Source organism: Pseudomonas sp. ICMP22404 (assembly GCF_006227205.1).
Classification (GTDB): domain Bacteria; phylum Pseudomonadota; class Gammaproteobacteria; order Pseudomonadales; family Pseudomonadaceae; genus Aquipseudomonas.
The window spans coordinates 1-413 of the sequence record NZ_VCNG01000076.1 but is presented as its reverse complement, the minus strand read 5'-3'; the positions used below and the strand labels follow the sequence as shown (position 1 = coordinate 413).

The 413-nt window shown below is 64.4% G+C and carries 1 protein-coding gene; it reads right to left on the bottom strand.

The genetic code is table 11. The features are described from left to right. Positions 1-396: filamentous hemagglutinin N-terminal domain-containing protein (locus tag FGE05_RS29725; RefSeq protein ID WP_139650449.1), on the bottom strand; the 396-nt coding region annotated here is incomplete at its 3' end. Between the last annotated feature and the right edge of the window lie 17 nt (positions 397-413).

The following is a 413-nucleotide window of genomic DNA, read 5'->3' as shown; positions in this document are numbered from 1 at the left end:
GTTGACTTCGTTGAGGATGGTGGTGGCGGCCGCGCCGTTGAGGTTCGGGTTGCCGAGGATGATCCCGCCCAGTTGCGTGGACTGGGTGCGGGACGTGGCGTTGTTGAGGATGACGCCGTTGCTGCCGACGTTGTAGTCCGTGAACTGGTTGTGGGACAGACCATTACCGTTGGGGCGCGCGATGTTGACGATGGGCACGCCATTGCCCGCCTGGCCGAGGCTGGTGCCCGGCGCACTGACGACGATACCGTCGGCCTGGGCCCACATCGGTTGCCAGAACATGACGTTGGCCAGCAGGAACGCCAGGCCGCGCTTGGGCATGCCGCAGAACCGTTCGCGGTTTTGCAGGGCAGCAGAAGGTTGGCGGGCCAGCAAGGCGTATTGGCGGTCGTCCATGATCAGGTCTCGTTGCA